The organism is Brevundimonas sp. RM1 (assembly GCF_052907225.1).
The window spans coordinates 191,618-205,259 of record NZ_JBRERY010000005.1; the positions used below are offsets into that span (position 1 = coordinate 191,618).

General features: G+C 67.6%; 13 protein-coding genes. 4 read left to right on the forward strand and 9 right to left on the reverse strand.

The window, feature by feature from the left end; all coding sequences use genetic code 11:
* Positions 1–103 precede the first annotated feature (103 nt).
* The gene (locus ACU5AP_RS07595) at positions 104–286 is read right to left on the reverse strand and encodes a hypothetical protein (RefSeq protein WP_046653508.1); all 183 of its coding nucleotides are present in this window, start codon (positions 284–286) and stop codon (positions 104–106) included.
* A 164-nt stretch (positions 287–450) separates the two neighbouring features.
* Between ACU5AP_RS07595 and ACU5AP_RS07600 the strand changes: the two genes are divergently transcribed.
* Positions 451–1,929 carry a phospholipase D-like domain-containing protein gene (locus ACU5AP_RS07600; RefSeq protein WP_446681015.1) on the forward strand — a complete coding sequence of 493 codons (1,479 nt, stop codon included), beginning with the start codon at positions 451–453 and terminating at the stop codon, positions 1,927–1,929.
* On the opposite strand, the gene ACU5AP_RS07605 is transcribed toward ACU5AP_RS07600, so the two are convergent.
* The 5 genes from ACU5AP_RS07605 to folD form a co-directional block, all read right to left on the reverse strand.
* On the reverse strand, positions 1,914–2,669 hold the full coding sequence (locus ACU5AP_RS07605) for an endonuclease/exonuclease/phosphatase family protein (protein WP_446681016.1): 756 nt from the start codon (positions 2,667–2,669) through the stop codon (positions 1,914–1,916). The two genes, ACU5AP_RS07600 and ACU5AP_RS07605, sit on opposite strands and share 16 nt — an antisense overlap.
* A gap of 82 nt (positions 2,670–2,751) precedes the next feature.
* Positions 2,752–3,435 (reverse strand): TPM domain-containing protein, encoded by a 684-nt coding sequence (locus ACU5AP_RS07610; RefSeq protein ID WP_307723783.1) that lies wholly within the window; start codon positions 3,433–3,435, stop codon positions 2,752–2,754.
* Positions 3,435–4,310, reverse strand: a complete 876-nt coding sequence (locus tag ACU5AP_RS07615) for a TPM domain-containing protein (RefSeq protein WP_128719958.1) — start codon at positions 4,308–4,310, stop codon at positions 3,435–3,437. Before ACU5AP_RS07615 ends, ACU5AP_RS07610 begins: the two co-directional genes overlap by 1 nt.
* Positions 4,311–4,317: 7 nt before the next feature.
* Positions 4,318–5,016, reverse strand: a complete 699-nt coding sequence (locus ACU5AP_RS07620; protein WP_128116133.1) for a LemA family protein — start codon at positions 5,014–5,016, stop codon at positions 4,318–4,320.
* 96 nt (positions 5,017–5,112) lie between these two features.
* Positions 5,113–6,036 (reverse strand): bifunctional methylenetetrahydrofolate dehydrogenase/methenyltetrahydrofolate cyclohydrolase FolD, encoded by a 924-nt coding sequence (gene folD / locus ACU5AP_RS07625; protein WP_128719960.1) that lies wholly within the window; start codon positions 6,034–6,036, stop codon positions 5,113–5,115.
* Positions 6,037–6,129: 93 nt separating this feature from the next.
* On the opposite strand from folD, the gene ACU5AP_RS07630 reads away from it, so the two are divergent.
* The 3 genes from ACU5AP_RS07630 to ACU5AP_RS07640 are packed head-to-tail and all read left to right on the forward strand — an operon-like array spanning position 6,130 to position 9,804.
* The gene (locus ACU5AP_RS07630) at positions 6,130–7,944 is read left to right on the forward strand and encodes a PPC domain-containing protein (protein WP_446681017.1); all 1,815 of its coding nucleotides are present in this window, start codon (positions 6,130–6,132) and stop codon (positions 7,942–7,944) included.
* A gap of 35 nt (positions 7,945–7,979) precedes the next feature.
* On the forward strand, positions 7,980–8,993 hold the full coding sequence (fni, locus tag ACU5AP_RS07635) for a type 2 isopentenyl-diphosphate Delta-isomerase (protein WP_198478774.1): 1,014 nt from the start codon (positions 7,980–7,982) through the stop codon (positions 8,991–8,993).
* A 49-nt stretch (positions 8,994–9,042) separates the two neighbouring features.
* Positions 9,043–9,804: a hypothetical protein gene (locus ACU5AP_RS07640; RefSeq protein ID WP_046653500.1), complete on the forward strand. Its 762-nt coding sequence runs from the start codon at positions 9,043–9,045 to the stop codon at positions 9,802–9,804.
* A 34-nt stretch (positions 9,805–9,838) separates the two neighbouring features.
* On the opposite strand, the gene ACU5AP_RS07645 is transcribed toward ACU5AP_RS07640, so the two are convergent.
* From ACU5AP_RS07645 to hutU, 3 genes are read right to left on the reverse strand one after another with little or no spacing between them, the layout of a single operon-like run.
* Positions 9,839–10,336 carry a hypothetical protein gene (locus tag ACU5AP_RS07645; protein WP_128719962.1) on the reverse strand — a complete coding sequence of 166 codons (498 nt, stop codon included), beginning with the start codon at positions 10,334–10,336 and terminating at the stop codon, positions 9,839–9,841.
* Between the two features lie 56 nt (positions 10,337–10,392).
* Complete coding sequence (gene hutH / locus ACU5AP_RS07650) at positions 10,393–11,925, reverse strand: histidine ammonia-lyase (RefSeq protein ID WP_128719963.1); 1,533 nt, start codon at positions 11,923–11,925, stop codon at positions 10,393–10,395.
* Between the two features lie 4 nt (positions 11,926–11,929).
* On the reverse strand, positions 11,930–13,594 hold the full coding sequence (gene hutU, locus ACU5AP_RS07655; protein ID WP_128719964.1) for a urocanate hydratase: 1,665 nt from the start codon (positions 13,592–13,594) through the stop codon (positions 11,930–11,932).
* Positions 13,595–13,642 lie beyond the last annotated feature (48 nt).

The following is a 13,642-nucleotide window of genomic DNA, read 5'->3' on the forward strand; positions in this document are numbered from 1 at the left end:
GAAGGGCGCAAGGCATGGACCCTAACGGCTGGATCGTAAGGCGAAAAGGCTCGAGCGCGGATTAGATCGCCGTTTGCCGACGCGGATCAAGGTGATCTGTGGATCAGCAGGACGAGGGAGCGGTCAGGTGGACGGTGGTTGCGGGCTTTGTATCGCCGCAATCCTGCACCCGTTGAATCTCGCGGTCCGACTTTTGCGGCGCTTTCATATCGACGCCGAATTGCGACAACGCCGCTGCGGCGAGCAGGGCGATCAAACCAGCCAGCATCTCGATCAAAGCTTGCATATTCACAGTATGCCAGAAACATCTTCGGGCGACAATGCGGCGAACAGATGAAGCGGCGCCATTGACCCGATTGATGCGAAAATGGAACGATCCGACCTCATCGGCGTCTGAGTGAGATCAGGAGGCCCGTCCGGCCGTCACGCGAATCAGCCATTGCGGGGGGTATGCGAGCAGACCAGTTCTATGAGGGCAGCCTGCTGGAGACGGCCACCGCAGTGTGGCGGTCCGCAAAGGCGCATCGGTTCGCCCCCTTGATGGAAAACAAGGCCTATTTCGACGCCCTGGCGTCGGCGCTGCACAAGGCCGAACGCTCCATCCTGATTCTCGGCTGGCAGTTCGATCCGCGCACGCGCCTGGACCCCGAGGGGCCATTGACCGATCGGCGCGCCGAGATCGGCCATCAGTTGAAGGCTCTGGTGCGTCAGAAGCCCGATTTGGACGTGCGCCTGCTGATCTGGCGTTCGCCGTTGCTGATCGCCGCATCGCAGGGCTTCTATCCGCACAAGGCCCAGAGGTGGTTTCGGCGCCGGATCGTGGAGTTTCGACTGGACGGGCCGGGCATACTGGGCGCTTGCCACCATCAGAAGGTGGTGGTGATCGACAACCAGATCGCCTTCTGCGGCGGCGGCGACATCTCGACCGACCGCTGGGACACCGAAGAGCATTTCTCGGGCGACCCGCGCCGCTGCGAGCCGACGGGCGTCATTCCGGCGCCGAGGCACGAAGTCATGTGCGTGATGGACGGCCCGGCCGCGCAGGCTCTGGGCGAACTGGCGCGTGAGCGCTGGAGGCGGGCCACCGGCGAGGTGATCGCGCCGATCACGGCTGAATGCGCGGATTCATGGCCGGAGCGCGTGGCGCCCGCGCTGACGCAGGTGTCGGTCGGGATCTCCCGCACAGAGCCTCAGGTGCGCGGTCGACCCGAGGTTCGCGAAAACGAGGCCCTGCATCTGGAGGCCATCCGGCGGGCGCGCTCGCTCATCTATATGGAGAACCAGTACTTCACCTCGCCCCTGCTGGCGGCGGCGCTGGCCGAGCGCCTGGCCGAACCGGACGGGCCGGAGGTGGTGTTGGTCTCGACCGGGCGCAGCCCCAGCTGGTTCGACGGCATGACCATGGATACGGCGCGGGCCGAGGTTCTGTATCGGCTGGAGCAGGCGGACCGGCATGATCGTTTCACCGCCTTCTATCCGGTGACGGACGAGGGCGAACGGATCATCGTCCACGCCAAGATGAGTATTATCGACGACAAGCTGCTGCGGATCGGGTCCAGCAATCTGAACAACCGCTCGATGGGGCTGGATACGGAATGCGACGTTTCGGTCGAGGCTGAGACGGAAGCGCAGAGCGAGGTGATCCAGCGTTTCCGCCGGCACTCTCTCGGCCATTTCATCGGCGTGTCCGGCGACGCCTTTGCTGAGGCTGAGACGCTGCTGGGTTCAGTCGGTCAGGCGATTCAGACCTTCGGTCATGAGCGCATGAAGCCGCTGGGCGCGACCGAGCCGACGCGGGTGGAGCGGATGTTCGCCGAGTGGCAGTTCGGCGATCCGATGTCTTCCACCGACGCCTGGCGGCCGTGGAAACGGCTGAACCGCTCGCACCGCACTCGGCCCAGGTCAGAGGGCGGTCAGGCGCCGGGTTGACCCTTGGGCTGATCGATCTCGAAGTCGATGATCAGCGGCAGGTGGTCCGAAGCGGTTCGCGCCAGAGGCGATGACGGCGCGCGCGCGCCGGTCACCCGGATTTCGCGGCTGACGAAGCAGTGGTCGATCCGGATGGCTGGGAAGCTGGACGGGAAGGTTTTGATCGAGGGCTTCAGCCCTAGCCGCCGCTGGGCGTCGTCCAGCCGCCGGGTCAGGGCCTGATAGGGGCGGGTGATGGAGGTGGCGTTGAAGTCGCCGGTCAGGATGGTCGGTCCGTCGCACATCGGATCACCCAGCCAGTCCCGGCCGACCAGGGCCGCGACCTGAAGCCGCTGCTCACGCGGAACCAAACCCAGGTGGGTGTTCAGGATATTGACGACCACGCCGTCGAAATCGACCGCCGACCACAGGGCGCCGCGCGGCTCCAGCCCCTTGAGGCCGGGCAGGGCGGGCAGGGCGGCGGCGCGCACCAGACGCTCGGGTCGATGGGTCAGGATGGCGTCGCCGTAAAGTTCGGCCTCGACCTTCATGGCGGGGTGGAACTGCACGCTCATGGCCAGGCGCTGGGCGATGGCGTCGGCCTGGTCGACCCAGCCGGTGCGGGCGCGGCCGACATCCAGCTCCTGCAGGCAGACGACGTCCGGCTCGTGTTCGGCGATGACGTCGGCGATGCGATGCACGTCCAGCTTGCGGTCGACGCCGACGCAGCGATGGACGTTGTAGGTCAGAAGTCTCGGCATGAATTCCTTGCCTGCGATCGCAGCGACTGTCGCGCCTCAATGCGGCGGTCGCGAGGCCCCGATAGCGATCCTGATAGCCGGACTAGATGACAACCAGCTTGTCGGGGATCTCGTTTTTATCAGCGGGCTTGGGCGGAAAGCGTTCCGCCAGAACCTGACCGCACAGGGTGATGGCTTGTTCAAAGCCTTCGACCGGCCGGTCACGCCGCAGGGCGCCGGTCAGGGCGGCCACGGCGTCGGCCCAGACTTCGGGACTGACGCAGGAATGGATGCCCTCGTCGGCCACGACCTCGACCTGATGATCGGCCAGGGCGGCGAAGATCAGGACGCCGGTGCGCGCCTCGGTGACGTGCAGGCCGTGGGCCAGGAACTGCTGCATCGCGGCGCGGCGAACGCGCGTGCGACGCAGGGCGGCGGGCGTCAGCAGCCTGCGCACGACCGGGATCAGCGACAACAGGAAGACGGCCAGGAAGACGCCGGCCTGCACCAGGCCATAGGCCGTCAGGGCGCGCCCGATCTCGGCCGAGGCGGCGGGGGCGTGGGCGGCCTCCCAACCGCCGCCGAAGGTCAGCCAGTCGCCGTTGAAGCCGAGCGGGATCAGGCCCAGCGGCAGCAGCAAGGCCGCCGCCGCCGCCCAACCCAGGCTGACGTCGCGATAGGACGACACCTGCCGCGCCACGACGCAGAAAATCTCGCCGGAGGTGTCCGCCTCGGCCTGGGCGATGGCTTGGGCCACCCGTGCGTGGTCGTCGTTCGTGAACTGCATCACCATCCCCCCGAGGCGCCGCCGCCGCCGAAGCCGCCGCCGCCTCCGCCGAAGCCGCCGCCGCCTCCGCCGAAACCACCGCCGCCGAAGCCGCCTCCGCCGCCGCCCCAGCCGCCGCGATCATCGTCGTCGCGGTTGCGCAGAGCCTCGCTGGCGGCCCAGATCAGGATGGGCGACAGGCCGTCGCCGCGCCCGCGCCGCTTGCGGCCGCCCGCCGCCGCGCCGATCATGCTGAAGAAGATGAAGGCGAACACCAACAGGATGACGATGGCGGGCAGGACCGGTTTGGTCGTCGCGGTCGCCGCGCTCTTGGCCTCTTCGGCGCGCGCCTGGGCTTCGGCCGGATCGGCGGTCAGCTGGGCGATGATGGCGTCAGTCCCGGTGATGATGCCGGCGGCGTAGTCGCCCTGACGGAAGGCCGGCAGGATGTCGTTGCGGATGATGAGCGAGGAATAGGCGTCGGTCAGCACGCCCTCCAGCCCATAGCCGACCTCGATGCGCACCTTGCGCTCGTTCGGCGCGACGATCAGCAGGGCGCCGCCGTCGTTTTCCTTCTGCCCGATGCCCCAGTGACGACCCAGCTGATAGCCGAAGTCCTCGATCTCCTGATCCTGAAGCGAGGGCAGGGTGACGACGACCAACTGGTCGCCGGTCTGCTGCTCCAGCGTCGCCAGCTTGCCGGTCAGGGCCTGTTCCTGTTCGGGCGTCAGCAGTTGGGCGTCATCGACCACGCGGCCGGTGAGCGCCGGAAACTTGATTTCGGCGGCCAGGCCGGCGCCGGGCAGGGCGGCCAGCCATAGGACGAGGCCCAGCAACAGCGCGGGGAGCAGGCCCCGCGCCGCGCCTTCCCTCGGGGAGAGGGCGGAAGGGTTCATTTCAGGCTTACTGCGCCGCCGGGGCCGGCGCAGCCGCAGGCGGCGTCGATCCGGGCGCGGCGCCGGGCGCGGTCGCAGGCGCGCCGCCGCCGGGCTGGGCGCCCAGGTCGAAGTTCACGCTGGGCGCGGACTGAGCCTCGGCCGTGGCGGTGAACAACTGCATGGGCTTGGAACCGCCGTGCAGGGTCTTGGCCCAGATCACGTTCGGGAAGGTGCGCAGGGTGGTGTTGTAGTCGCGCACGGCCTCATTGTAGTCGCGGCGCGCCACGGCGATGCGGTTTTCGGTGCCTTCCAGCTGCGATTGCAGGGTCAGGAAGTTCTGGTTGGCCTGAAGTTGAGGATAGGCCTCGACCGTCACCAGCAGCCGCGACAGAGCGCTGGAAAGCTCGCCCTGAGCCTGCTGATACTGCTGGAAGGCGGCGGCGTCATCGAGGTTGGAGGCGTCGATGTTGACGCTGGTGGCCTTGGCGCGGGCCTCGATCACCTGGGTCAGGGTGGTGCGTTCCTGAATGGCCGCGCCCTGGACTGTGGCGACCAGGTTCGGCACCAGGTCGGCGCGGCGCTGATACTGGCTCTGGACGTCGGCCCAGGCGGCCTCGGCGCGCTCCTGCTTGGTCGGAATGGTGTTGTAGCCGCAGGCGCCCACGGCGGGGGCCAGGACGACGACAGCGGCGACGGCCGCGATGCGAGGCGAAAATCCAGCCATGAAGAAGCTCCTGCGGGCGGTCGTCAGGACCGCTGATCGCTAAAGACTATCGGGCCCGAAAGGCTCCGCTTCAAGGCTGGATTTTTGACGCAGATCTCAGCCGTTCAGGTCTTCCGGCTCGACGCCCGCCGCGCGGCAGGCGGCGGTGTAGGTGTTGGCCAGCAGACAGGCGATGGTCATGGGGCCGACGCCGCCGGGAACGGGGGTGATGCGGCCGGCGACCTCGACCGCCTCGTTGAAGTCCACGTCGCCGACCACACGGGTCTTGCCCTCGGCCGCCTTGACCGGATCGCGCGATGGGACGCGGTTGATGCCGACGTCGATTACGGTTGCGCCCGGCTTGATCCAGTCGCCCTTGATCATTTCCGGGCGACCGACGGCGGCGACCAGGATGTCGGCGGTGCGGCACAGGGCGGGCAGGTCGCGGGTGCGCGAGTGAGCCACGGTGACGGTGCAGCTTTCGCCCAGCAGCAGCTGCGCCATCGGCTTGCCGACAATGTTGGAGCGGCCGACGATCACGGCGTTCAGGCCGGACAGGTCGCCCAACTGATCCCTTAGCAGCATCAGGCTGCCCAGCGGGGTGCAGGGGATCATGCCCGGCAGGCCGACCGCCAGGCGTCCGGCGTTGACGACGTGGAAGCCGTCAACGTCCTTGTCCGGCGAGATGGCGTCCAGCACGGCGGCCGAATCGATGTGCTTGGGCAGGGGCAGCTGCACCAGAATGCCGTGGATGCCTGCATCGGCGTTCAGCGATGCGATCAGGGCCAGCAGTTCGTTCTGAGTCGTTTCGGCGGGCAGGCGGTGGGTGTCGGACCGCATCCCGGCCTTCAGCGTCGTCTCGCCCTTGTTGCGGACATAGAGCTGGCTGGCGGGGTCTTCGCCGACGATGACGACGGCCAGGCCCGGCTTGACGCCGTGGGCGGATTCCAGCCGTGCGGCGGCCGCTGCGACGCGCTCCACCAGGGTCTGCGAGAAGGCCTTGCCGTCGATCAGCGAGGCGCGGGCGGGTTCGACAGCCATAATTGGCTCCATCTGCCGGGAACTGGAAAGCGTTGCCGCGATTTACAGGCGCTGCGGTTCGGCGTCTATGATGACGCCAGCAAAGAGGTTTTTATGCGTTATTCCCTGCTCGCGGCGGTCAGTGCTGTCGCTCTTCTGTCCACCGGCGCCGCCTGGGCCCAATCGGCGGCTGACGCCCGGCTGGGGGATGACATCCGCGGTCGGCTGGAAGACGGCGACGCCCGCACGCGCGGAAGCGACGGCTATCGCTATGACGACTACCGCGTGAACCTGCGCGCCGGTCAGCGGCTGGAGGCCCAGATGACGTCGGACGATTTCGACGCCTATCTGGAAGTCTATGCTGAAGGTTCCCTGCGGCAGCCGCTGGCCAGCGACGACGACAGCGCGGGCGACCTGAACGCGCGCCTTCGGTTCACCGCGCCCGAGGCCGGGGTCTATATCGTGCGGGCCCGCACCTTCTCCGGCATTGAGATCGGTGATTATCAGTTGTCGCTGAAGGAGCGCGCCGCGCCGCGGATGCCGCGGCCGGGCCGCATCGCTGTCGGTCGCGACGAGACGGGCAGCCTGGGGGGCAACAGCGCCGAGGATGACGACGGCAAGCGTTACGACGCCTACGCCTTCCGCGCCTCGGCGGGCGAACGGGTGAAGATCGACCTGGAGTCCGACGACTTCGACAGCTTCCTGCGCGTCGGCCGCATCGTGAACGGCGCCTTCGTCCAGATGGCCGAGAACGACGACGGCGGCTCCAGCCTCAATGCGCGCCTGGTGTTCACGGCGCCGCAGGCGGGCGAGTATCTGATCCGCGTCACCTCCTATAACGGCTCGGCCGAGGGCGATTACCGCCTGTCGATGGAGCAGGGGCCGCCCGCGCCCACCGCCGCGCCGGTGACGATCGGCGAAGAGACGCGGGGCCGCTTGAATTCGGACAGCGCGACCAGCGATTCCGGCGCTCCGGCCGACCTGTACCGCTTCAGCGGTCGCGCCGGTCAGCGCGTGGCCATCACCATGAAAGCCGACGGATTCGACACCTACCTCGAACTGTTCGACGCCAACCACAACAGCCTGGCGACTGACGACGACAGCGCCGGCGACCTGAACGCCCGGCTGACCCACACCCTGGCCGAGGACGGCGATTACCTGATCGAGGCGCGCGCCTTCTCCAGCGGCGAGGGCCCCTATACGCTGAACATCGAGGAAATCGCGCCGCCGCCGCCGCCTTCGGCCATCGCATTCGGCCAGACGGTCGAGGGCGAACTGACCGACAGCGACGCCACCGACGATGACGGACGCCGGTACGACGCCTTCGTCTTCAGCGGAACCGAGGGGCAGCGCATTCAGGCCGTGATGCGGTCCGGCGATTTCGACGCCTATCTGCAGCTGGGCGAAAACGGCGAGGAGTTCAGCGAGATCGCCAGCGACGACGACGGTCTGGGCCAGGGCACGGATGCGCGTCTGATCTTCACCCTGCCGGAAACGGGCGAGTATGTGCTGCGCGCCCGTTCATGGTCGCGCGACGCCAAGGGTCTTTATGCGCTGGAGTTGCAGGATCTGGGCGGCGAACCTTCGCCGGGCAGCCTGCTGATCGGCTCCACCGTGCGCGCCCGTCTGACCGAGCGGGCCAGCATCACCGACGAAGGAATCTATTACGACGCCTACCACTTCAAGGCCAAGGCGGACGAGAAGCTGCGCTTCACCCTGATCGCCAGCAGCTTCGACGCTGTGGTCGAGGTCGGCGAGGAGAAGGACGGCGACTACTTCAAGCTGGAAGAGGACGACGACAGCCTGTCCGACACCCACGCCCGCCTGAACTGGACGGCTCCGCGCGACGGTTCCTATGTGCTGCGCGCCCGCAGCTTCGGCTCCAACTCGACCGGCGACTATGTGCTGATCACGGAGCGGCAGCCCTGAGCGAACCTGACGACGCCGCCGCCTCGGCCCTGATCCTGGGCCGGAAAGACCAGCACCTGGACGTGGTGCTGGCCGGCGGCGGGCGTCACGCCCTGTCGGCGGGGTTCGACGACTGGCGGTTCGTGCACGAGGCTCTGCCGGACCTGGATCATGCGCGCATCGATCTGGGCGTCGACTTTCTGGGGCGACGGCTGAAGGCGCCGTTTCTGATCAGCGCCATGACCGGCGGCCCCGCGCGCGCCGAGGCGATCAACGCGCGCCTGGCCGAGGCGGCCCAGCACCTGGGCATCGCCCTGGCCGTCGGCTCGCAGCGGGCGGCGCTGGAAGGCGGTGCGGCGGGCGGTCTGGACTTCTCGCTGCGCCTCAAGGCGCCGGACACGCCGATCCTGGCCAATATCGGCGCGGCCCAGCTCACGCGCGGTTTCGGCCGGGACGAGGCGCGCCGGGCGCTGGACATGATCGGCGCTGACGCCTTGGTTGTTCACCTGAATCCGCTTCAGGAGGCCTGCCAGCCGGAAGGCGACCGCGACTGGTGGGGCGTCGGCGCGGCGCTTCAGGCCCTGATCCGCGATCTGGACGCGCCGGTCATCATCAAGGAGACGGGCGCGGGCATCTCCGCCGTCACTGCTCAGCGTCTGATCGCCATGGGCGCGGCGGGCGTGGATGTGGCCGGAGCCGGCGGGGCCAACTGGGGCCTGATCGAAGGCGAGCGGGCGACCGATCCGGCGGACAAGGCGCACGCCCTGGCCTTCGCCGACTGGGGCGTGCCGACTGCGCGCGCCCTGGCCGAAACGCGCAACGCCTTGCCGGACGCCCTGCTGATCGGATCAGGCGGCGTGCGCGACGGGGTGGATGCGGCCAAGGCGATCCGGCTGGGCGCTGACATCGTGGGCATGGCTTCGGGCGTGATCCAGGCGGCGACCGTCTCGACGGAGGCGGTCATCGAACAGTTTCAGCTCGCCGTTCGGCAGCTGAGAACCGTGTGTTTTTGCGTAAACGCTTCAAATTTAGCAGCGTTGAAACGAGTGCCGTTGCTTCCTGTCAAATAAGCTGGGCATTTCGCCCCTGCGTTTTTGCGTCGCACCCAAGGAGATTCCCATGCGCGCCCTGTTGATGACGTCGGTCCTCGCGTCTTCCCTGATCTTGGCCGGCGCCGCCGCGGCTCAGAGCTCCATCCGGCCTGGGCAGACCGTGACCGGCAACTTCAGCAGCAAGGACGCCCGTATGGACGACGGGTCGCACTACCGCTGCTATGTGGTGCAGACCCAGGCGGGCCAGGCCTATACGGTGACCATGCAGTCGTCGGACTTCGACACCTTCCTGATGGCGGGCGCCGGCACGGATTGCGACGAGACCTCGGTGACGAATGACGACGGCCCTGACATGGGTACGGACTCGCAACTGCGTTTTGTCTCCAACGGCGGAAACTGGATCATCCGGGCCAACACTCTGAGCGAGGGGCAGACCGGCGCATTCCGCCTCAGCGTCTCGGAAGGCCAGCGCCTGCGCCCGACCACTCAGATCGTGCCGATCTCGGTCGGTGAAAGCCGTCAGGGTCGTCTGGAGGCCAGCGATCGTCAGGCCGACGACGGCTCCTTCTACGACTGCTACGCGCTGAACGTCAGCCGTGGTGGCAATGTGTCGGTGCGCATGGATTCGGCGCAGTTCGACGCCTATCTCTCGCTCCATGAAGGTCCGCAGTGCGACGGCGACAGCCTGGCCTCTGACGATGACAGCGGCGGCGGCACCAGCGCCCTGGTCACTCAGGATCTGCGTCCCGGCTCCTATTCCTTCCGCGCCAACAGCCTCAGCTCGGCGCAGGAAGGCGACTACACCGTCTCTGTCACGACGATGCGCTGACAAGGAAAAGGCCCCGGTTTCGCCGGGGCCTTTTTCAATAGAAGACGCTGTCCGATGTAGGGCGCGTTTCCGATGGCGGGTCATTGAGCGCCGACTGACGCGCCTCGCGTTCAGCGGCGTAGTCGGGCTGAGGCGCATCGAACCCGAATCCGTAGTCGTCTCGTTCCAGCTGTTGCGCGGGCGGAGGCGGCGAGGGGCGGACGATGGTCGGCGGCGCTTCCTGTTCGGGCAACGGCGGCAGGTCGGGCGTCAGCTCCAGCCAGGCGCTTTCGACATAGGGCTCGTCCTCGCCGGGCAGGGCGGCGAGCCGTTCGGGGTCGTGCTCGTATCCGTCCCGCAACTCCCCAACAGCCATGATGGAGCCGACCGGCAGGTCCGGTTCGACGGGCGGCACGACGTCGATGGCGACGGCGGGGCCGGACGCTCGCCCGCCATGCGCCGCCGAAGTCGAATTCCAGGCAGCCCAGCCCGCCGCCCCCAGTCCGGTCAGGACCAGGGCGGCGGAGGCCAGAATCACGGCGCTTTTGTTCATGGTCGGCGGCGTCCTGCGTTCGCTCTAGATACGAAAGCGCTCAACCGCCGTCCGGTTCAAGCCGAAGGCAGAAGATCGCCGGCGAAGGCGCGGTAGCGACCCGCGCGCACGCCCTCGGTCGCACGGGCGATGTCCGGCGCGAAATAGCGGTCTTCCGTATAGGCGCCGCAGGCCTCGCGCACGATGGCGTAGGTCTGCTCCAGTTCCGGCGACGAGGTCAGCGGACGGCGGAACTCGATGCCCTGGGCGGCGGCCAGCAGTTCGATGCCGACCACAGTCGCCGTATTGGCGGCCATGTCCAGCAGGCGGCGGGCGCCGTGGGTGGCCATGGAGACGTGGTCTTCCTGGTTGGCGCTGGTCGGCACGGTGTCGATGACGCAGGGATGGGCGACCATGCGGTTCTCGGCCACCAGAGCCGCCGCCGTCACCTGGGCGATCATGAAGCCCGAATTCACGCCGCTGTCCTTGACCAGGAAGGCGGGCAGGTCGGTCATCTTGGGGTCGACCAGGATGGAGGTGCGGCGTTCGCTGATATTGCCGATCTCGCACAGGACCATGGCGATCTGATCGGCTGCATAAGCAACAGGTTCTGCGTGGAAGTTTCCGCCCGAGATGACGTCGCCGTCCTCGATGAAGACCAGCGGATTGTCGGTTACGGCGTTGGCTTCACGCTCCAGCATGGCGGCGGCGTTGCGCAGAACGTCCAGCGTCGCGCCCATGACCTGCGGCTGGCAGCGCAGGGAGTAGGGATCCTGCACCTTGGCGCAGTCGTGACGATGGCTCTCGCGGATGGCGCTGGCGCTCAGCAGTTCGCGCAGGCGACGGGCCACGTCGATTTGACCCGGTTGGCCGCGCAGGGCGTGGATGCGGTGGTCGAACGGCGCGTCCGAGCCCAGCAGGGCGTCGACCGACAGGCCGCCCGCGGCGATGGCGGCGGCGAAGACGTCCTCGGCCGCGAACAGGCCGGTCAGTGCCAGGGCCGTCGAACACTGGGTGCCGTTCAGCAGGGCCAGGCCTTCCTTGGGGCCCAGGACGACCGGCTTCAGCCCGGCCTTGGCCAAGGCCGACACGGCGTCCAGCGTCTGACCCTGATAGCGGGCTTCGCTGACGCCGATCAGGACGCACGACATATGGGCCAGCGGGGCCAGATCGCCCGAGGCGCCGACCGAACCCTTGGACGGGATCAGCGGCAGGATCTCGGCGTTGACCATGCCGATCAGCGTCTCCAGCGTGTGACGACGCACGCCCGAAGCGCCCTTGGACAGGCTGGCGATCTTCAGCACCATCAGCAGGCGCGTGGTGTCCGCGCTCAGCGGCTCGCCGACGCCGCAGGCATGGCTGAGCACCAGGTTCTTCTGAAGGGTTTCAAGGTCTTCCGCCGCGATGCTGGTGTTGGCCAGCAGGCCAAAGCCGGTGTTGATGCCATAGACCGTGCGGCCTTCGTCCAGGATGGCGGCGACGGTCGCCGCGCCCTTTTCGACATTGGCCCAGGCGGCGTCGGTCAGGCTGACCGTGACCGGGCCGTTCAGGGCCGAGCGAAGCTGGGCGAGGGTGAGCGGCGCGGCGCCGATTTCAATGGTAGTGGTCATAGGCTTACAGGTCCAGCGAGGGCAGGTTCAGGCCATGTTCGCGCGCGGCGTCCTTGGCGATATCGTATCCGGCGTCGGCATGGCGCATGACGCCCGTGGCCGGGTCGTTCCAGAGGACGCGCTCCAGTCGCTTGGCGGCTTCGTCGGTGCCGTCGGCGACGATGACGACGCCCGAGTGCTGGCTATAGCCCATGCCGACCCCGCCGCCATGGTGCAGCGACACCCAGGACGCGCCCGACGCGGTGTTCAGCAGGGCGTTCAGCAGGGGCCAGTCGGACACGGCGTCCGAGCCGTCCATCATGGCCTCGGTCTCGCGGTTCGGGCTGGCGACGGAGCCGCTGTCCAGATGATCGCGGCCGATGACGATGGGGGCGTTCAGTTCGCCCGAGGCCACCATCTCGTTGAACATCAGGCCCGCGCGGTGGCGGTCGCCTAGACCGATCCAGCAGATGCGCGCCGGCAGGCCCTGGAAGGCGATGCGCTCGCTCGCCATGTCGAGCCAGCGGTGCAGGCCGGCGTTGTCGGGGAACAACTTCTTCATCGCCTCATCCGTCTTGCGGATGTCCTCGGGATCGCCCGACAGGGCGGCCCAGCGGAACGGGCCGATCCCGCGGCAGAACAGCGGGCGGATATAGGCGGGCACGAAGCCGGGGAAGTCGAAAGCGTTCTCGACGCCCTCGTCAAAGGCGACCTGACGGATGTTATTGCCGTAGTCGGTCGTGGGGACGCCTATCTTCTGGAAGTCCAGCATGGCCTTGACGTGGGTCGCCATCGACTTGCGCGCCGCGGCCTCGACGACGGCCGGGTCGCTGACGCGCTTTTCTTCCCACTCGGCGACGGTCCAGCCCGAGGGCAGGTAGCCGTTGACCGGGTCGTGGGCGCTGGTCTGATCGGTCACCAGGTCAGGACGGACGCCGCGCTTGACCATTTCAGGCAGAAGGTCAGCCGCATTGCCCAACAGACCGATCGACAAGGGTTTCTTGTCTTTGAATGACTGATCCAACAGGGCCAGCGCCTCGTCCAGAGTCTCGGCCATGACGTCGACGTAGCGGGTGCGCAGGCGGAACTCGATGCGGCTGCGTTGGCACTCGATAGTGATGCAGGACGCGCCGGCCATGGTGGCGGCCAGAGGCTGGGCGCCGCCCATGCCGCCCAGACCCGCCGTCAGGATCCACTTGCCCGACCAGTCGCCGTTATAGTGCTGGCGACCCGCTTCCATAAAGGTCTCATAGGTACCCTGAACGATGCCCTGAGTGCCGATGTAGATCCACGAGCCGGCCGTCATCTGGCCGTACATGGCCAGGCCCTTCTTATCGAGCTCGTTGAAGTGGTCCCAGGTCGCCCATTTGGGCACCAGGTTGGAGTTGGCGATCAGCACGCGCGGGGCGTCGACATGGGTGCGGAACACGCCGACCGGCTTGCCCGATTGGACCATCAGGGTCTCGTCGGCTTCCAGCTTCTGCAGCTGGTCGACGATGGTGTCGAAGGCCTGCCAGTTGCGCGCCGCCTTGCCGATGCCGCCGTAGACGACCAGGTCTTCGGGACGTTCGGCCACCTCGGGGTCGAGGTTGTTCATCAGCATGCGCATGGCGGCTTCGGCCGCCCAGGTCTTTGCGGTCTTTTCCGGCCCACGCGGGCTACGAATGATACGGGTATTGGGCGTGGCCATCGAATCCTCCATGCGGCGTCAGCCGCCGTCGTGTGTTGGTCGTACTGT